Annotated in this window: 16 protein-coding genes; 7 read left to right on the forward strand and 9 right to left on the reverse strand. The window is 63.5% G+C overall.

All coding sequences use genetic code 11. From position 1 onward, the window contains the following. Nucleotides 1-44 precede the first annotated feature (44 nt). Nucleotides 45-1,082: a Rieske 2Fe-2S domain-containing protein gene (locus ACOVQ0_RS03925; RefSeq protein ID WP_421880389.1), complete on the forward strand. Its 1,038-nt coding sequence runs from the start codon at nt 45-47 to the stop codon at nt 1,080-1,082. Between the two features lie 36 nt (nt 1,083-1,118). On the opposite strand, the gene ACOVQ0_RS03930 is transcribed toward ACOVQ0_RS03925, so the two are convergent. From ACOVQ0_RS03930 to ACOVQ0_RS03945, 4 genes are all read right to left on the reverse strand, one after another. Next, nucleotides 1,119-2,207, reverse strand: coding sequence for a VOC family protein (locus ACOVQ0_RS03930; RefSeq protein ID WP_421880391.1), 1,089 nt, complete (start codon nt 2,205-2,207; stop codon nt 1,119-1,121). A gap of 116 nt (nt 2,208-2,323) precedes the next feature. Next, on the reverse strand, nt 2,324-2,557 hold the full coding sequence (locus ACOVQ0_RS03935; protein WP_421880393.1) for a hypothetical protein: 234 nt from the start codon (nt 2,555-2,557) through the stop codon (nt 2,324-2,326). Beyond that, nucleotides 2,557-4,143, reverse strand: coding sequence for a phytoene desaturase family protein (locus tag ACOVQ0_RS03940; protein WP_421880395.1), 1,587 nt, complete (start codon nt 4,141-4,143; stop codon nt 2,557-2,559). The genes ACOVQ0_RS03935 and ACOVQ0_RS03940 overlap by 1 nt, the downstream gene beginning before the upstream one ends. 1 nt (nt 4,144) lies before the next feature. Beyond that, entirely contained in the window at nt 4,145-4,954 is an 810-nt protein-coding gene (locus ACOVQ0_RS03945; RefSeq protein ID WP_421880397.1) for an SDR family NAD(P)-dependent oxidoreductase, read from the reverse strand. A gap of 81 nt (nt 4,955-5,035) precedes the next feature. On the opposite strand from ACOVQ0_RS03945, the gene ACOVQ0_RS03950 reads away from it, so the two are divergent. Then, nucleotides 5,036-5,464 (forward strand): winged helix-turn-helix transcriptional regulator, encoded by a 429-nt coding sequence (locus tag ACOVQ0_RS03950; protein WP_421880399.1) that lies wholly within the window; start codon nt 5,036-5,038, stop codon nt 5,462-5,464. Between the two features lie 210 nt (nt 5,465-5,674). Further along, on the forward strand, nt 5,675-5,824 hold the full coding sequence (locus ACOVQ0_RS03955) for a hypothetical protein (RefSeq protein ID WP_421880401.1): 150 nt from the start codon (nt 5,675-5,677) through the stop codon (nt 5,822-5,824). A 146-nt stretch (nt 5,825-5,970) separates the two neighbouring features. Here the strand turns inward: ACOVQ0_RS03955 and ACOVQ0_RS03960 are convergent, their stop codons facing one another. Beyond that, nucleotides 5,971-6,843 (reverse strand): LysR family transcriptional regulator, encoded by an 873-nt coding sequence (locus ACOVQ0_RS03960; protein WP_421880403.1) that lies wholly within the window; start codon nt 6,841-6,843, stop codon nt 5,971-5,973. 86 nt (nt 6,844-6,929) lie between these two features. Between ACOVQ0_RS03960 and ACOVQ0_RS03965 the strand changes: the two genes are divergently transcribed. Further along, complete coding sequence (locus tag ACOVQ0_RS03965) at nt 6,930-7,640, forward strand: CoA transferase subunit A (RefSeq protein WP_421880405.1); 711 nt, start codon at nt 6,930-6,932, stop codon at nt 7,638-7,640. After that, nucleotides 7,640-8,296 carry a CoA transferase subunit B gene (locus tag ACOVQ0_RS03970; protein ID WP_421880407.1) on the forward strand — a complete coding sequence of 219 codons (657 nt, stop codon included), beginning with the start codon at nt 7,640-7,642 and terminating at the stop codon, nt 8,294-8,296. Before ACOVQ0_RS03965 ends, ACOVQ0_RS03970 begins: the two co-directional genes overlap by 1 nt. Before the next feature lie 158 nt (nt 8,297-8,454). On the opposite strand, the gene ACOVQ0_RS03975 is transcribed toward ACOVQ0_RS03970, so the two are convergent. Further along, nucleotides 8,455-9,357 (reverse strand): oxygenase MpaB family protein, encoded by a 903-nt coding sequence (locus ACOVQ0_RS03975; RefSeq protein ID WP_421880409.1) that lies wholly within the window; start codon nt 9,355-9,357, stop codon nt 8,455-8,457. Nucleotides 9,358-9,374: 17 nt separating this feature from the next. After that, nucleotides 9,375-11,822, reverse strand: a complete 2,448-nt coding sequence (locus ACOVQ0_RS03980) for a TonB-dependent receptor (RefSeq protein WP_421880411.1) — start codon at nt 11,820-11,822, stop codon at nt 9,375-9,377. A 167-nt stretch (nt 11,823-11,989) separates the two neighbouring features. Here ACOVQ0_RS03980 and ACOVQ0_RS03985 point away from each other — a divergent pair, with 167 nt between their 5' ends. Both ACOVQ0_RS03985 and ACOVQ0_RS03990 read left to right on the forward strand, forming a co-directional pair. Beyond that, on the forward strand, nt 11,990-12,748 hold the full coding sequence (locus ACOVQ0_RS03985; protein ID WP_421880413.1) for a helix-turn-helix transcriptional regulator: 759 nt from the start codon (nt 11,990-11,992) through the stop codon (nt 12,746-12,748). 56 nt (nt 12,749-12,804) lie between these two features. After that, nucleotides 12,805-13,938 (forward strand): acyl-CoA dehydrogenase family protein, encoded by a 1,134-nt coding sequence (locus tag ACOVQ0_RS03990; protein WP_421880419.1) that lies wholly within the window; start codon nt 12,805-12,807, stop codon nt 13,936-13,938. Here ACOVQ0_RS03990 and ACOVQ0_RS03995 read toward each other — a convergent pair. Both ACOVQ0_RS03995 and putA read right to left on the reverse strand, forming a co-directional pair. Further along, nucleotides 13,935-14,897 (reverse strand): acyl-CoA dehydrogenase family protein, encoded by a 963-nt coding sequence (locus ACOVQ0_RS03995; RefSeq protein ID WP_421880421.1) that lies wholly within the window; start codon nt 14,895-14,897, stop codon nt 13,935-13,937. The two genes, ACOVQ0_RS03990 and ACOVQ0_RS03995, sit on opposite strands and share 4 nt — an antisense overlap. 109 nt (nt 14,898-15,006) lie before the next feature. After that, on the reverse strand, nt 15,007-17,957 hold a 2,951-nt coding region (gene putA / locus ACOVQ0_RS04000; protein ID WP_421880415.1), incomplete at its 5' end, for a bifunctional proline dehydrogenase/L-glutamate gamma-semialdehyde dehydrogenase PutA.

Below are 17,957 nucleotides of genomic sequence, written 5' to 3' on the forward strand. Positions count from 1 at the left end.
TTAGATATATGTACCGATGGTACACATAATCGAGAGGACGCGCCGTGACATTTCTTCGCAACGCTTGGTACATGGCCGCGTGGGCCGACGAGATCGGGGACGCAGGCCTTGCGCGCACGATTGCCGGAAAGCCGACGTTCCTTTTCCGCCGGACCGACGGCACGGTCGCCGCATTGCTCGACCGCTGCCCGCACCGCTTTGCGCCACTGTCAAAGGGCACGCGCGATGGCGATGTGGTGGTCTGCGGATACCACGGCCTGGGCTTCGGGGCGGATGGCAAATGCCTGCGCAATCCCTTTGCAGACCGGATTCCCGCAGGATCGGACATTCCCGCCTTTGCGGTGGAGGAGCGCGACGGGATTGTCTGGCTGTGCGGTGGAGAGGCGGAGCGGGCCGATGCGGCGCTGATCCCGGACTTCGGCTTCGTGCCCGATGCCCCGCACAGCCGCACCGTTCGCGGCTATACGCTGATGGCGGCGAACTACGAATATGGCACGGACAACCTGCTTGACCTGTCGCACATCGAATTTGTCCACAAGGGCACGTTCGCAGGGCAAGGCGTGATCTTCGGCGGCGAACACAGCGTGCAGGTGGAAGGCGATACGCTCCATTCGAACTGGTGGATGCCCGATATCGCGCCGCCTTCGGTGGCGCAGGGCGTGTTCCCGCCCGAAGCGAAAGTCGATCACTGGCTGGACATGCGCTGGAACGCGCCGGCATCCATGCGCCTGCACGTGGGCGTGGCTCCGCATGGTGCCGGGCGTGCGGCCGGGTTCGAGGTGCCGCAGGCCCATATCCTGACGCCCGCTGACGACCACACGACGCACTACTTCTGGTCGTCCACCCGCTATCACGATCTGGACAGCGCCGAGGCGGATGCCATGCTGCTGGCCCTGTTCGGAGAGGCTTTCGATCTGGAAGACAAGCCGATGATCGAAGCGGCCTATGCCAACGTGCGCGGCAACCTTGCGGCGGGAGGGGACTTCTGGAAGGAAAAGCCCCTGTCGCTGGGCATCGACCAGGGCGGCACCCGCGCGCGGCGCATTCTGGAACGGATGATAGCCCAGGAGCAGGCGACGTAACAGGCGGCAGGCTGACCCCGCCGCCTGTTCGTCGGGTCAGATGGCGTGTTCGTCGTCGGCGGTCAGGTTCGCCAGATCGCCTTCGATCGGCTGCTTGCCCGGCTTCTGTCGGCGGAACGGATCGAAGCTCTTGCGGTCATGATCGAATGTCATGTCCCACGGAATGTCATCGCCCCGGAAGATCGCGGGCGCGTTGTGCGACCATAGCAACGATCCGAACTTGAAATCCCACGCGCGCGGCACCCAGTTATCGTCCAGATAATCGGTATCGGCATGATATTCCGCCTCGCCCGCGTGGCCGGGGATTTCACAGTAGTAGTAGATCGCGCTGGAAATGCGGTGGCGGGAAATGCCTCCGCTCGTGTTCATCGTGGTGTTCTTCCAGCCCTTGTTGTCCATGATGTTGGCACCCAGCATCACTTCGTCGATATCGTCCATGCCAAACGCAATGTGCATGAACTTGAAGTGATCCGGCGCAATCGGCAGGTCGCAGTTCACCCAGAAGATCGAATGGTGTTCGAACGTGCCGCCCGCCCGCGCAAAGATGCCCGTGCCCTTTGAATGGTCGACATAGCGAAAGCCCATGTGTCGTTCATAGAATTCAAAGCTGCCGACATAATCCGGGCTGAAGAACACCACATGATTGATCGTCTTGGGAATGGCCTTTTTGCGCCAGATGCGGTGCTGGTTGAAGCGTGGCCATTGCGAAGGCGTGTTGACCGGGCTGCTTTCCGAAACCACGGCCCGCTTGTCCCACACGCGCAGGCCAATCGGCTGGCCATCGGGGCAGACGCAGTGCACGGTGCCATCGGCATCGCGCGTGACCGGCACTTCGCTGGCAAGGCTGGCGGCGATCCTTTCCAGATTCTCCGCCGTATCCACGCCCCAGACGGTTTCCTTCACGCCATCGCCGGGAAAGGGATCGGGCGCAGGCAGCCGCGCATCGCCGTGCTTCACCACGATGACCCGGCTGCCCGAAGGCAGCCGAAACACGCTTTCGCTGTCGGTGCCGCTTTCCAGCGAAAGCCCGAAATCGACCCAGAAGCGGGTGTGTTCGGCAATGTCGGCAACGCCGAAGACGACGCTTTCGACACCAAGAACAGCGGGGGTGTTGGCAAGGGGCATGATATCTCCCGGAACTCTGTCAGAAGCCTCTCATGCCCAAGGCCGGGGCAATGCAGCAAACCGATGTTTCCGCATCTTCGCTATCGACGGACTGGATGGATCGGGCGACGCGATTTTCAGGTCTTGCGGAACAGCATCGTCAGCAGGAACACGAAGGTCTTGAAGTCGATCAGCTTCAATGCCGCCCGCGCCTCTTCCGGGGTCAGCTTGGCCACCATCGGCATCGCGCCGAATATCTTGCCGCGAATGACCAGCGCATTGCCATCGCGCTCCACCTTGCGGATGGCCATGAGTTCCTTGTCCTGTGCATCAAGGATCTTCGCCACCGGCACCTTGCCCGAATTGCGCATCAGAATGCCCTCCCGCAGACCTTGTCGTAATCAATGCCCATGTCGTCCATCATCTGGATCGCCGTGGCGCGCCCTGCGCCAAACACGCCGCCGCCCGGATGCATGAACGGCCCGACCAGATAGAGGCCGTCCACCCCCGGCACGCGGAACGATCCGAGATCGGGTGTGGGGCGATGCCCGGCTGATTGGTAGAAGAACGGCGCGCAGCCGTGGATATCGCCCTTGATGAAGCTGGCCGGGCTATCGCGTTCATGGTCCACAGGGGACCGGATCAGGCGTCCGGTGATGTTGCTGTCATCAAGGTTCGCATAGAACTTGCGGTACTGCGCCAGCGCCTTGTCCGCCACTTCCAGCTTGCGGTCTTCCCACGATGCCGGGCCGCCGGGGTGCAGGTTATAGGGCGCAAAGTTCACGCCATAGAACACGCCTGCCCCTTCGGGCGCGCGGGATGGATCGAAGATGGTGTTGTCACCGCCCGCGATCAGCCGCTCGCTCACTTCGCCGCGCCGCAGCTTGTCGTATTCCAGCAGCATGTCGCGCACGCTGTAAAAGTCCATCAGCTCGGTCATCATCGCGTTGCAATCGTTGCCGACTTTCAGCCGCAACCGCTCTTTCAGCGTCATGTGCGTGAGGTTGATCGAGAAGGTCGATTGCGTCACGCGCTCTGCTCGTTCCAGCACCGGTTCGGGCGTTTCACCCACGAACTTGCGCAGCACATGCGGGTGGATCGCGCCGATCACGCCATCGCGGGCCATGAAGGTTTCACCGTCGGTCAGTTCCAGCCCCACGGCCTTGCCGCCCTCAACGATCACGCGGGCAACTTCGGCATTGCAGCGCACTTCGCCGCCGAAATGTTCGATCGCGCGGACCAGCGCCTTCGACAATTCGCCCGATCCGCCCTTTGGCATGGAACAGCCATAAGTGTGCACGATGCCCGGCATCACGAAAGCGCCCATGCCGGTGCCCAGTTCATCGGGCATCTGCAGGTTTTCGGTCACCATGCGGACGATGTGCAGCTTCAGCAGTTCGCTGTCGAAATAGGCATCGACGATATCCAGCGCAGTGCGCTGCATCAGGTCCAGCAGGAAGCGCCCTTCGTCAGACTGGTCCATCATCGCCACGAACGCGCCCAGCGGGAACGGCGGCGAATAGAGCCCGCTGACCAGCATCGGCAGCGCGGTCTGGCTCATCTTCACGAACTTGCGGTATGCTTCGGCGTCCTTCGGGCTGCACACCCGCGCCAGTTCCTCGCACGTCCGGTCCAGATCCTTGTAGCTGCGGATGACGGTGCCATCCTCCCAGATCGAAACGTGGACCAGATCGGGATAGATGTATTCCAGCCCGAACTTTGACAGCAGGCCCAGTTCATCGTCCCGCAGCATGGGATTGCCCTGGATCATGATGTGGACGTTGGAATGTTCATCATGCCAGAAACCGGGATGCAGCAGTTCGCGCGTGGAAACTCCGCCGCCAAAGTGGGGCTTGCGTTCCAGCACCAGCACCTTCTTGCCCGCCTTGGCCATATATGCGGCGGCGGTCAGGCCATTGTGGCCCGCGCCCATCACCACGATATCGTATTGGCTCATCTCAATGCTCTCCTGCAAAGAAGGACCGGAAGCCGGCAATGCCGGGGACGTGTGAAGCCCCGCCACCATCGCAGACCAGAACCTGTCCGGTAATGTTGCGCGCCGCATCGCTGGCAAGGAACGCCACCGCTTCGGCAATGTCTTCAGGGTCGCCCAACTGATCGCGCAGGGTTTCGTCTTCCACGACCTTGCGCAGCGGGGGCGGAAAGGCTTCGCGCAAGGCGGGCGTCATCGTCATGCCGGGTGCCACCGCATTGCAGCGCACGCCCTGCTTGCCGTGGCTGGCCGCGATGGCGCGGGTCATCTGGATCACGGCGGCTTTGCTGCTGGAATAGGCGGCCTGAATCAGGTGTCCCTGCAATGCCAGATTGCTGACCGTGTTGACGATATTGCCGCGCGTGCGCACCAGATGGGGCAGCGCGGCACGGCACGCGATCATCGTGCCGCGCACGTTCACGACATAAGTCCGGTCCCACAGCGCGGTGGCCATGTGTTCAATATCGCCATCGGCCTGCGCGATATCGGGGCCGAGCAGCGCGGCGTTGTTGTGCAGCACGTCCAGTCTGCCGAAGTGGGCAATGGTCTGCGCAACCATCGCCTCGACCGAGGATTCCTGTTCAAGATCGAGCGCAATCGCCAGTGCGCCGGGCAGTTCATCGGCCAGCGCCTGAGCACGGGTCACCGCAATATCGGCAATCGCCACGCGGCCTCCGCGTGCGGTGATCAGGTGCGCCGTGGCTGCACCGATTCCGCCTGCGCCGCCGGTTACGATGGCCACTTTGCCATCCATGCGGATTGCATCGCCGGTCATGCTATCTCCCACCTTGTTCTTGCGTTGCGCCCGGTCATAAGACAGGCAGGACAAAGCGGAAGACGGCACTTTTTTGTGCCCATGCAGGGACGTATGGAACAGCGCGAACTGGCCGATCTGGCCGCCGAAATGGCGCTTCACGGCAAGGACCGCGATGATCCCGCGCGCGAGGTTATGGGCCTGCTGGGGGATCGCTGGTCAACGCTGATCCTGCTGGTGCTGGGCACCGGCACGTTCCGCCACGCCGAACTGCGCCGCACGCTGGCGCAACTTTCCGCAGAGCAGGCTATTTCGCAGCGGGTGCTGACGCTGAAACTGCGCACGCTGGAACGCGATGGCTTTGTGGTGCGCGCGGTGACGGCGGACGTGCCGCCCAGGGTCAGCTATGCGCTGACCCCGCTGGGCACCGACCTGCACACACAGGCGCGAGGCCTGATAGACTGGATCAACGCCCGCGCCCCGCAGATCCGCGATGCGCGTGAGGCGTTTGACGGGGTGCAGTTTGCGTAGACACCCTAAGATACCGTCATGCTGAACTCGTTTCAGGATGACGTTTCCCACCTCGCACCGGCGCTTCCAACATAGAGCAACTGCACCATGAACCCTCTCCCCTCGGTCCTTGCCGGCCTTCCGATCGAATCCGCATCAGGTTGAAAGGTCGTGGCCGATGGCACCGCATTGTTCATTCTGATGGGGCGGGCATTGAGGCCATGCTGAAGCGTGCCAATCAGGGCACCTAAAAATTCGATCACGCTGGACGCGCTGATGATGCTGGGTGCAAACTCCGATGCCGCGACGGAAGTGCGCGCCTATGTGCTTGAAACCCTGCGCGGAGTACCCGTGCCGCCGCCGATACGCCACGTATCTTGAAGATCCGGCGGCCCATGCGCCCAAGAAGCTGTCACCCGAATGGGGCGAAGGGCCGCGTTCGCGCTTCCCGATGCCCCCGGACCGCCGCTGGGATGAGCGCATTTCTGAAGTGCACCTAGATGCACCTAGGCGCCCCTAAGCTGTCCTCAACCGGCGACAGACAGGTGCGCGGCGCGCCGGAAAAGCTCCAGCACAACGGGGTCCGTCTCGTTCGAACGGATTGCCACTTCGAACCGCAATTGCGATTTCGGGCGAGTGTGAAATTCGGCCAGTTGGCCGCTCTCGATCAGCCGCCGCGCCATCACTTTTGGAAAGACCGCCGCCCCCGCACCATTTGCAACGATGCCGAGCATCGCCTCGACATTGTTGCAGGTGTTGATCGCCCGCACCGGCAGTCCCGCTGCCTTCAGGCTCTCACATGTCACGCGATGGAGCGGGGAATGTTCCCCGACGGACCAGATCGGGATGCCGCCGGACAGGCCGTTTCCCGTGGCGATTGAAGGGCTTGCCAGCCACGCGAGGTCTACCGCCCCGATAGGGGCAGTGCGCAGGCCGGGGCTGGCGACCGGGCCTGCCAGAAAGGCAATGTCGCGCGTGCCCGCCAGCACGTTCTGCAGCATCCGCGCCGTCAGATCGAGGTCGATATGCAGGGTGACGCCGGGCAGGTCTTTGCTGATGGCGCCTGCAAACTGCGGCAGGCAGGTGGCGGCGGCAATTTCCCCTGCGGCGATGCGCACGATGCCCGCCGCGCCCGCGTGGTTTCCCGCTTCCAACAGCGCGCTTTCCAGCCCGGCCAGCAGCGGCTCGCAATCCTGCACAAGCTGCCGTCCGCGCGCGGTGAGGACGACGCCGCGCCCTTCGCGCCGGAAGATGGCGACACCAAGCTGGCCCTCGATCTCGCGCACGCGGGCGGAAATGGCGGGCTGCGTGGTGTGCAGCCGTTCCGCTGCGGCGCGGAACGTACCGAGCCGGACGATCCACAGCAACGTTTCGAGGTGGTAGATCGCCAGTTTATGCATCAGCAGCTCTTATCAATGAGTCATAAAATTAATCATTGGATCAAAAGGCAATCAAGCCCTAATCTTCGTTCAAACACGGAGGATTCATGGCCGGAAAGATCTATCCCGATGCCCGCACAGCGCTTGACGGGCTGCTGCACGATGGAATGCTGATCGCCAGCGGTGGCTTTGGCCTTTGCGGCATTCCCGAAAGGCTGATCGACGCCATCGTGGAAAGCGGCGTCAAGGCGTTGACGGTGGCCAGCAACAACGCCGGGATCGACAATCAGGGCCTGGGCAAGCTGCTGCGCACGCGCCAGATCGCCAAGATGATTTCGTCCTACGTGGGCGAAAACAAGGAGTTCGAGCGCCAGTATCTTGCAGGCGAGCTTGAAGTGGAGTTTTCTCCGCAGGGCACCCTGGCCGAACGGATGCGCGCTGGCGGTGCTGGCATTCCGGGCTTCTACACCAAGACCGGCGTGGGCACGCTGGTGGCAGAAGGCAAGGAAATCAAAGAGTTCGGCGGACAAGAGTTTGTTCTCGAACAGGGCATCTTTGCCGATCTGGCCATCGTGAAGGCATGGAAAGCCGACACCACCGGCAACGTGGTGTTCCGCAAGACCGCGCGCAATTTCAACGTGCCCGCCGCCACGTGCGGCAAGGTCTGCGTGGTCGAGGTTGAGGAACTGGTCGAACCCGGCGCGCTCGATCCCGATGCGATCCACCTGCCCGGCGTCTATGTCCAGCGCATCGTCGTGGGCGCGCCCTATGACAAGCAGATCGAATTCCGCACCACCCGCAAGAGGGAGACCGTCTGATGACCACGCATGATGGCCTGACCAAGGGCTGGAGCCGTGACGAAATGGCCGCCCGCGCCGCAAGGGAACTGCAGGACGGGTTCTATGTGAACCTTGGCATCGGCATCCCGACGCTGGTGGCAAACCACGTTCCTGCGGGGATGACGGTAACGCTGCAATCCGAAAACGGAATGCTGGGCATCGGTCCGTTCCCCTATGAAGGCGATGAAGACGCCGACCTGATCAACGCGGGCAAGCAGACGATCAGCGAACTGGCGCATTCGGCCTATTTCGACAGCGCGCAGTCGTTCGCCATGATCCGTGGCGGCAAGATCGACCTGACGGTGCTGGGCGCGATGGAAGTTGCCGAAAACGGCGACATCGCCAACTGGATGATCCCCGGCAAGATGATCAAGGGCATGGGCGGCGCGATGGATCTGGTCGCGGGCGTCAAGAAGATCATCGTGGTAATGGAACACTGCGCCAAGGACGGCAGCCCCAAGTTCATCCCCGCCTGCACCCTGCCGCTGACCGGCAAGGGCGTGGTCGACATGATCGTGACCGACCTTGCCGTGTTCCAGCGTGCCGATCACGATTCCCCGTTCCGTCTGGTCGAATGCGCGCCGGGGGTTACGCCTGAGGAAGTGCGCGAAAAGACGACCGCGCATTACGTTTGAGGCGTTCCGCAAGCGGGCGTCAGCTTCATAATTATCGTCACCCTGAGCTTGTCTCAGGGTCCATTTCTCGACCAATAGCCTTGGCATGATTGGCGAAATGGATCCTGAACCAAGTTCAGGATGACGAGGGTTGTGGCGTGAACGTTGCGTTCAATACGTCAGGCGAACGCAGGCTCTCGCATTTCGCCAAGCAGCCTGCGTTGCTGCGCCGGTGAGCGATAGAGGAAGTCTGCGGGCAGCCCCAACCGCAGCGATGCCTGCACCGGTGCGGACTTGGCGTCCATGCGCTTGTCGGCCAGTTTTCCCGCCATTTTCAGCGCCAGCTTTTCGGGCACCGACAGGTCGTATTCACGGCCAAGGCCAAGGCATTGGCGGATATGCGGTGGAAGGAGCGATACTGCGGCGCGTGCCACCGCGCGGTGCAGGAACTTTGGAATACTGGGCGCGGCGCGGCCGGATTCGATGATGCCGAGAAATTCTGAGATGATCGGGTGCGGTTCGAACCGGGGTTCGAGTTCTTCCATCATCACCATGAAATCAGCGATCGATTGCGGCGTGCGGCGCGCGCCGAACTGGCGGCCGATCGCTTCGCCATCGCGCATGAAGCGGTCCTTGTCGGCCTCGGTCACCGGGGACACGAACCGGTCATAGGCCATCAGGAAGCCATAGGATGCGGTGGCCGCGACCCAATCGAGCAGCACCGGGTCCATCGCCCGGTATTTTTCGCCGCCGGGCGTTTCGCCCACCACTTTGCCATGCATCCGGTTGACCATGCCGATCACGTTGCGTGCGGTGCTGGCCGGGCCATAGCAGGCCAGCAATGCCACCGTGCCGGTGCGGCGTGAACGCCCGATGGGATCGACCTTGTATGTCGAATGATCCCACACCCCGCTGCGGATGCGCGGCTCGGCAAATTCCAGCAACACCGCCGCGATCCCGCCAATGCCCAGCGCTATCTGGTTCTTGTAGACGCGCCATTGCACCGAATCCGGCGGCAGGAGTGCAGGCTCCCCCTGCGGCGATGCGAAATCGATCCGCGTGCCAAGGTAGTTGTCAGCCATTGCTGCAATTTCCACCATCAGAAGTTATACCCCAGGGTCAGGCCGAAGGTGCGGGGCTGGTTGGGAAAGCGCACCACGACGTTGGCGTTGCTGGCCACGGCGGACCAGTAATACTTGTCGAACAGGTTCTTGGCCCAGAGCGAGGCCGACCAGCCGCTGTCGCTTTTCAGGCCGATGTTGGCGTTGACCACGGTGAAGGCATCGATCTTGTAGATATCGATATCTTCGAAGATCGTGTTCGATTGCGATTGGTGGCGCAGGCCCATCGTGGCGCTGGCGGTAAGGCCATCTGCGACCGGCGCTTCATAAGCGATCAGCGCGCTGGCCTGCCAGCGGGGGCTGTAGATGAATTCCGCGCCATCGAAGTTCTGTGGCTGCCCCGCGGCGTTGGTGCCGTTGTAGCCGTTGATCCGCGTTTTCAACCAGAGCGCGTTGCCGGTGATGGTCAGGCCGTCTGCCGGGCGCAGCGTGAGTTCGCCTTCCACGCCATAGGCTTCTGAATCGGGCACGTTATCGAGCCGGGACAGCGCGGTGTAGATGGGATCGGCAAAGTAGGTGCTGATCTGCTTGTCGCGGTAATCGTAATAGAACGCGGCGACATTGGCCTGAACGCGGCGGTCGGCAAGGCTGGCCTTGAAGCCCAGTTCATAGGCGGTCAGCTTTTCCTGGGTGACCGGGGCATTCTGGCGGGCAAGGTTTGCGGCGTTGATCGGCGTGGTGCCCGATTTGTACCCGCGCGAGACGGAGGCATAGACGAGCGTATCGTCATTGGGCGACCAGTCGAGCGCGACGCGCCATGCCACGTTATCTTCCTTCAGGACCGAGCGGACTTCTCCGAACGTGCCGGTGACAGGATCGAATGTGTTGCACTGCCCCTGCGATATCGGCGCGGCAAATACGCCATAGCTCTGGAAGTAAAGCGCGCGGTTCACGACATTGACGTTGGGCAGCATGTTGCCGTTGAAATCGCGCGAGCAGCCGTTGTAGCGCTGGCGATCCTCGGTGTAGCGCACGCCTGCGGTCAGCTTCAGCGTTTGCGTGAACTGCCAATCGGCATTGGCGAAAATGCTCCAGGTGCGGGTGCGGATATTGCCGATATCCTCATAAGTACGGAAGGCCTGTGCCATTTGCGTGGGGGTGTAGCCCAGCGAATTGAACGGTGTGGCCAGCAGCCCTGCGCCTGCCGCGCGGATCAGGCCGACATTGGCGTTCTGGCCCAATTGGGTGCGGTTGGAATCGAGGATGCGGTCGTTTGCGTAATAGCCGCCGACCAGCCAGTTGATCGTTTCCGTTTCCCCTTCGAAATGGACTTCCTGCGCGAAGGATTTGATCCGGCCCACGCCGTTCTGGATCAGGATTTCGAACGGCGATCCGCTCCAGTCGAACAGGGCATCGCGGCGGAAATCGTTGTAGCTGGTGAGCGAGACGAACTTCGTGGTTTCGCCAAGGTACTGGTCCCAGCGCAGTTTCAGGCCCCAGAACCGGTTGTTTTCACGCAAGGGACCATCGAGGCCAAGGCCGGTGCCGATATCGGCAGAGCGCGTGGCTTCGGGTGCCCAATCGGCCTGCGTGGCGCTGGTCGGCTGGTTGGCGGCGATATAGGCGGCCAGACCCGGCGCGTTGAAGAAGCGCGAATTGCTGGTGCCGCCCACCGGATTGGTGGCAGGCGTGAAGCCCACGCCCTGCCCGGCGATGGTATCCGACCGGTTGCGCCACCAGAACGCCGACAGATCGATATGCGTGGCATCCGAAGGATCGAAAGCCAGTGCAGCGCGCACGCCCAGCTTGTCGACCTTGCCCAGCCGTTCACCGCGCGAATTGCTGACCTGCCAGCCCTTGTCCGACTGTTCGGACCGCACGGCGATGCGTGCCGCCACGCCTTCGCCCAAGGGGCCAGAGACATGCGCGCCAAGGTTCCACGTCTGGTAATTGCCGATATCGGCGGTTACGCCGCCTTCGAACGTATCGGTGGGCTTGGCCGTGATGAAGTTGATCAGGCCTGCCGTGGTGTTGCGGCCATAGAGCGTGCCCTGCGGGCCTTTGAGCACTTCGACCCGTTCAAGGTCCATCACCGGGCCGGTGTTCATGATCGGATAGGCATAGGCCACTTCATCGACATAGGTGCCAACGGTGGACGTGGCCGAGAGGTTGATCGTGTTGAAGCCGATGCCGCGCAGGGTGTAGGTCGGCACGCCCTGATAGCTTTGCGCCACGGTAAAGCTGGGCGCGATGGTGGTCAGATCACGCAGGTCGGTCACGCGCAGGGCCTGCAGCGTTTCGCCGGTCACGGCCTGAATTGCCATGCCCACATCGTTGAGCGATTCCGCGCGGCGCTGGGCCGTGACGATGATTTCGTCCGCACCGGCAGCAGGTGTGGCTTGCGGCTCTTCTGCGGCGGATGCCGGCATTGCGCCCAAGGTCCACAGCGCGGTGCCGACCAGAAATGCCCCAAAACGTCCCTTCATGTCCGATCCTCTCATTCAGGCCTTTGGCCTTCATTGGGCCTTGTCGGTGGCCGGGTCTTTGTGCCAGCCTTCCGCCAAGGGTGATGCAAGAGGACGTTTTTCCGGGTGCTGCGGCAAGCTGTCATCCCCGTCAGGTTTTGCGAAGACCAAGCAGAAGGGCCGATTTCTTGACCGATGCGAATCCCGAAGGCGGCGCGGAATGCTGGGCCTTGATGCCCGCGCTGGTGGCGCAGGTTCAGGCGGCAGGGGACCGGGTGGCAATGCCCTTCATCGCGGCGCAGGCCGATCTGGGCGATCCGCAGGCGATGGCGGACGAGGCGGGACGACCCTATGCCGAAACGGCGTTTCGCTGGGTCGATCCGGGCCACCATTACTGGCGCGATCGCAAGCTCGCACTGCAATCGCCGTTCCTTACGGCGGCGCGGCTGACGGCAGAGCCGTTCTTCTATTCAGGCGGAAAGCTGGCATCGTGGCGGCCGAGCCATCTTCTGGATGGGGTGGACTGCGCGGCGATTGCGCGGACCTTTCCCGGCGAGGCGATCATTGCGCCGGTGCATCTGCCGCGCGGTATCGTGGGCGCGGTGGTGTGGTGCGCGCCAGAAGCGGTGGGCGTGGCGGAGCGCTTTGCAGAGCACGGCGCGACGATGCATTCGCTGGCGCTGCGCATGGTGGCCACGCACAACGAGGCGCGCGGACGGCCAAGAAACGCATCGGTGCCGCAGCGGCTTACCCGCCGCGAAGTGCAGTGCCTGCGCTGGGCAGCGGCGGGCAAGACCGATGGCGAAATCGCCACGATCCTCGACATGTCGCATTCCACGGTGCGGTTCCATCTGCGCAACGCCGCCGGAAAACTGGGCGCGACGGGCCGGGCGCAATCGATCCAGCTTGCCGCCGGGCTGGGCTTTGTTGGGGCAGGATCATCCTGACGCATCCATCAGCTTTCGCAATGCCGCGCATCGCGTCATCTCCTTGAGGCATGACGATGCAGACCCACACCGCGCCCGCCGAGATCGAAGCCTTTCGTGCCGAAGTGCGCGCATTCCTTGCTGCCGAGCTGACGCCAGCCTTGCGCGAAGGCGCGGCGCGGGCGACCAGCGTGTTCGTCGATCCGGCGGTGACCATGCCGTGGCTGGCGATCCTTCACCGCCGGGGCTGGGCCGCGCCCGATTGGCCTGCCGAGTTCGGCGGGCCGGGCTGGGACGACATGCAGCGCTATGTCTTTGCGGCGGAATGTGCTGCGGCGGGTGCGCCTTCGCTATCGCCGATGGGTCTGAAGATGGTGGCGCCGGTGATCATACACTATGGCACGGCGCAGCAGCAGGCCCATTACCTGCCGCGCATCCTTTCCGGCGAGGATTACTGGTGCCAGGGCTTTTCCGAACCCGGTGCGGGATCGGACCTTGCCAGCCTGAAGCTGCGCGCGGATCGGGACGGCGCGGATTACGTGCTGAACGGATCGAAGATCTGGACCACGCACGCGCACTTTGCCAACCGCATGTTCTGCCTTGTGCGCACATCGACAGAAGGCAAGCCGCAGGCCGGGATTACGTTTCTGCTGCTGGACATGGCCACGCCCGGCATCACGGTGAAGCCGATCCGCACTCTGGCGGGCGAGCATGAGTTCAACCAGGTGTTCTTTGACGATGTGCGCGTGCCGCAGGCCAATCGCTTGGGGCAGGAAAACGATGGCTGGACCGTCGCCAAGCACCTGTTGGCGTTCGAGCGCGGCGGCAAATATGCCCCGCCGCTGATCGCGCGGCTGCGGCAACTGGAGGCACGGCGCGATGTCGATCCGCTCTTGCAGGCGCGGGTCGTCGCGGAACAGGTTCGGTTGCGCGCGCTTCAGGCACTGGAACTCAAGGCCATGCGCAACGACGCGGGCGACCGGATGCTGATGGCTTCGACGCTGAAGGTGCTGGGCACCGAAGCGATGCAGCGGATTGACGCGCTCGCCTGCGAGATACAGGGGCCAGCCGCATGGGCTATGCCGAACGGCCAGACGCCGGTGGACGAAGCTGTGGCGGTGCCACGCTATCTGAATGATCGCGCAGCCAGCATCTATGCCGGGTCTAACGAGATCCAGCGCGATCTGATTGCCAAGGCTTTGTTGCGTTAGGCCGCGCGTAGAATGCCGACGAGCGCGGCTTCGCTGCCGAGGCCTGCCGCGATCGTCAGCAGGCGTTTGAACCGCGCGCCAAGCGTCAGTTCTTCGGTCAATCCCATTGCGCCGTGCAACTGCACTGCACCTTCGCCCACGATCCGCGCAGCATCGCGCACGCCATAGCAGGCAGAAGCGACGGCGGTTGCATCCTGCGGCGCGATGACGGCCGCCTCTGTCAGCGCCTCCGCTTGTGCGAGGGCGAGGTGCATATCGGCAAGGCGATGCCGCAATGCCTGAAACGAGGCAATCGGCGCGCCGAACTGATGGCGCTGGGCAAGGTAATCGGCGGTATCGACCAGCATCCGGTGCATCAGGCCGACGGCTTCGGCACAGCGACCCAGTTGCATCAGCGCGTCGGCATCCGTGTCACCCGGCCCGATCGCGGCGGCGCTCACCCCTTGGAAATCGACCGTCGCGGTCTGGGTGCCATCGTGCATCGCAATCGTGGTGCACATGAGGCCCGCATCATCGGCGCGAACGATATAGCGCTGACCTTCGATCACCAGCACAAACAGGTGCGCTCCGGCAGCGCCCGAAACAAGCGTTGCGGTGCCTTCGATACGCCGCTGTGCGATCACCTGTGGCAGATTCACTGCGTTTGCCGTGCAGATCAGCGCAGCGCGGCGCGTGCCACTGGCAAAGTCTTCAGCATCGGGCAGCGCATCGCCCGCCACAAGGCACGCCACCGCATGGGAAAGCCAGTCCGCCCCGGCCAGCGCGGGGCCGAGTTCCGCCATCGTCAGTGCGATGTCAGCCACCCCGCCGCCAAAGCCGCCCAGCGCTTCTGGCAGGGTCAAGGCACCAAGGCCGATGCTCTCGCACAGGTCCGCCCATTGCGGGCGATCAACGCTGACTGTCAGCCTTTGCAGCGCATCGCGCAGCAGCAGCTGTTGCTCTGAAAGGTCGATATCCATGCTGGCCAAGCGTCATCTCCCGTAGCGCTGATGTTCGCGTTTCCGCAATCACGGCGCAAGCGGCAAGCTGACAGGCTTGGCAGGATTTGGGCAGGATTTGGGCAGGATTTCACCCGATCATCATCAGGCTGGCGTTGCCGCCTGCTGCGGTGGTGTTGATTGAGGTTGAGACTTCCTCGACCAGCCATTCGCACACATAGGCGCACGGGCTTTGCGCATTGGCGGTGTGGACAGAAAGAACCGGGCCGGGCATCGCGGCAACATCGGCCAGCGTGCTTTCGATGAATGCTGCATCCCCTTCTGCCAGTACAGCGGCGAAGGCTTCGGCAGGGCGCGGCGCAAAGGCAGCGGCCACAGCGGCGGGCAGGCCTTCGGGCAGGTTCATGCCCTGCACCATGCCGCGATTGCCGGTGGCAAGGACGGCGGCCATCTGTTCCAGCAAACCGGCGTGGGTGGAGGGGCGCAGCAGGATCGTGCCGCGCGGATGCAGCGCATAGAGATTGCGTTCGCCAACCGGGCCGGGCAGTTCAAGTTCCACCCCCAACGGCGAGGCATCGGCATAGCGGCGCGCCTTCAATGCCGCATCGCGTTCACCCTGCGTATCGAGCCATTCGGCAAACTGGTGGATCGGCGTGGAGAGGTGCGAAGCGCGTGCGGCAAACACCGGCGGGCGGTCCACCAATCGGCCAAGGTAAAGCGGGCCACCCGCTTTGGGTCCGGTCCCGGAAAGGCCGCGCCCGCCGAAGGGCTGCACGCCGACGATGGCGCCGATCACATTGCGATTGATATAGATGTTGCCCGCCATGATCTGCGAAGTGACGTGCGAAACCGTCTCGTCCAACCGCGTGTGCAGGCCGAAGGTCAGGCCATAGCCGGTGGCGTTGATATCATCGATCAACTGGCCGAGCCGTTCGCGGCGAAAGCGCAGGACGTGGAGCACCGGGCCGAACACTTCGCGGCCCAGATCGGCCATGCTGTCGATCTCGATGATCGTGGGGGCAACGAACGTGCCGTGGACGGTGTCTTCGGGCAGCGATTGCTGATCGATAGTCAGGCCCTTGGCGCGCATCGCGATGATGTGGGCTTCGATGGTGTCACGCGCCTCAACCGTGATGACCGGCCCGATATCGACATTCAGCGCGTCAGTGCGGCCAATGGACAGTTCGCGCAGCGCGCCTTTCAGCATGGCCAGCGTGCGGTCGGCGACTTCATCCTGCAGGCACAGCACGCGCAGGGCAGAGCAGCGCTGGCCCGCGCTGTCGAACGCAGACGCAATCACATCGGCCACGACCTGTTCGGCCAGGGCCGAGGAATCGACGATCATCGCATTCTGCCCGCCGGTTTCGGCGATCAGCGGGATGGGGCGGCCCTTGGGCGAAAGGCGCGTGGAAAGCTGACGCTGGATCAGGCGCGCGACTTCGGTGGACCCGGTGAACATCACCGCAGCGGTCTGGGGCGCGCCGACCAGCGCCGCACCGATGCGGCCATCGCCGGTCACCAGTTGCAGCGCGTCTTCAGGCACGCCCGCTGCGTGCAGCAGGCGCACGGCTTCGGCGGCGATCAGCGGCGTTTCCTCAGCCGGTTTGGCCAGCACCGGATTGCCCGCCACGAGCGCAGCGGCCACTTGTCCGGTGAAGATCGCCAACGGGAAGTTCCAAGGGCTGATGCACACGACCGGGCCGAGCGGCATTTGCGCCGCGCCGAAGGTCTGCCGGGCCTGCACCGCGTAATAGCGCAGGAAATCGATGGCTTCGCGCACTTCGGCAATGGCGTTGGGCAAGGACTTGCCCGCCTCGCGCATGATCAGGCCAAGCAGGATGGGCATCCGCGCCTGCATGGCGCTGGCGGCGCGTTCGAGAATGGCGGCACGGCTTGCCACGGGTTCGTCGCGCCAGCGTGAACCGGCGGCGCGGGCGACGGCTGCCGTGGCAAAGGCGGGATCGACTTCAACGACATGGCCAACGACATCGCGGTGATCTGCGGGATTCAGCACTGAGCGCAATGTGCCTTGCGCTTCGGTCGGTCCTGCCCGCCATTCCACTTTCGCGCTGTCCTGCAAGGCTGCGGTCAACGTGGCCAGCGTGCTTTCGCTGGCCAGATCGACTCCCGTCGAATTGCGGCGGTCGGGATAAAGCGCTGACGGCAGGGCAATGCCATCGTGCCGCGCGCCGGGCTGGGGCATGGCTTTCACCACCTCTGCCGGATCAGCCACCAGATCATCCACCGGAACCGCAGGATCACCGATACGGTTGACGAAGCTGCTGTTCGCGCCGTTTTCCAGCAACCGGCGAACGAGATAGGCCAGCAGCGTTTCGTGCGTGCCGACGGGCGCATAGATGCGGCACGGGCGGTCCAGCTTGTCCGCGCCGACGACCTGCCGGTAGAGCGGTTCACCCATGCCATGCAGGCACTGGAATTCGTATTGGCCGGTGCTGAAATCCGCCTCTGCCAGATGATAGATCGTGGCCACCGTCTGCGCATTGTGCGTGGCGAACTGCGGGAACACCGCATCGGGTGCGGCCAGCAATTTGCGGGCGCAAGCGATGTAGGCAACGTCGGTGTGGACCTTGCGCGTATAGACCGGGAAATCGGCCAGCCCGTCCACCTGCGCGCGCTTTATCTCTGCGTCCCAATAGGCGCCCTTGACCAGACGGACCATCATGCGCCGCCCGGCACGGCGGGAAAGATCGACGATCCAGTCGATCACCGCCGGGCACCGCTTGCCATAGGCCTGAATGACGAAGCCCAGCCCGTTCCACCCGGCCAGCGCGGGATCGAGCGCAAGGCTTTCCAGGAGGTCGAGCGAGAGTTCGAGCCGGTCGGCCTCTTCCGCGTCGATGTTCAGCCCGATGTCATAGGTCATGCACAGCGCGGACAGCGCTTTCACGCGGGGCAGCAGTTCGGCCATGACGCGATCCGCCTGCGCGCGGGAATAGCGCGGGTGCAGCGCGGACAGCTTGATCGAGATGCCCGGCCCTTCGACAATGCCGCGCCCCGCCGATGCCGCGCCGATGGCGTGGATCGCGTTCTCGTAGTCGCGGTAATAACGGGCGGCGTCCT

Source organism: Novosphingobium sp., assembly GCF_049240505.1.
GTDB lineage: Bacteria > Pseudomonadota > Alphaproteobacteria > Sphingomonadales > Sphingomonadaceae > Novosphingobium.

Coding starts and splice junctions, on each gene's coding strand:
- ACOVQ0_RS03930 (WP_421880391.1), bottom strand. CDS start 2,207: ATGCCCCTTGCCAACACCCCCGCTGTTCTTGGTGTCGAAAGCGTCGTC.
- ACOVQ0_RS03935 (WP_421880393.1), bottom strand. CDS start 2,557: ATGCGCAATTCGGGCAAGGTGCCGGTGGCGAAGATCCTTGATGCACAG.
- ACOVQ0_RS03940 (WP_421880395.1), bottom strand. CDS start 4,143: ATGAGCCAATACGATATCGTGGTGATGGGCGCGGGCCACAATGGCCTG.
- ACOVQ0_RS03945 (WP_421880397.1), bottom strand. CDS start 4,954: ATGACCGGCGATGCAATCCGCATGGATGGCAAAGTGGCCATCGTAACC.
- ACOVQ0_RS03950 (WP_421880399.1), top strand. CDS start 5,036: ATGCAGGGACGTATGGAACAGCGCGAACTGGCCGATCTGGCCGCCGAA.
- ACOVQ0_RS03960 (WP_421880403.1), bottom strand. CDS start 6,843: ATGCATAAACTGGCGATCTACCACCTCGAAACGTTGCTGTGGATCGTC.
- ACOVQ0_RS03965 (WP_421880405.1), top strand. CDS start 6,930: ATGGCCGGAAAGATCTATCCCGATGCCCGCACAGCGCTTGACGGGCTG.
- ACOVQ0_RS03970 (WP_421880407.1), top strand. CDS start 7,640: ATGACCACGCATGATGGCCTGACCAAGGGCTGGAGCCGTGACGAAATG.
- ACOVQ0_RS03975 (WP_421880409.1), bottom strand. CDS start 9,357: ATGGCTGACAACTACCTTGGCACGCGGATCGATTTCGCATCGCCGCAG.
- ACOVQ0_RS03980 (WP_421880411.1), bottom strand. CDS start 11,822: ATGAAGGGACGTTTTGGGGCATTTCTGGTCGGCACCGCGCTGTGGACC.
- ACOVQ0_RS03990 (WP_421880419.1), top strand. CDS start 12,805: ATGCAGACCCACACCGCGCCCGCCGAGATCGAAGCCTTTCGTGCCGAA.
- ACOVQ0_RS03995 (WP_421880421.1), bottom strand. CDS start 14,897: ATGGATATCGACCTTTCAGAGCAACAGCTGCTGCTGCGCGATGCGCTG.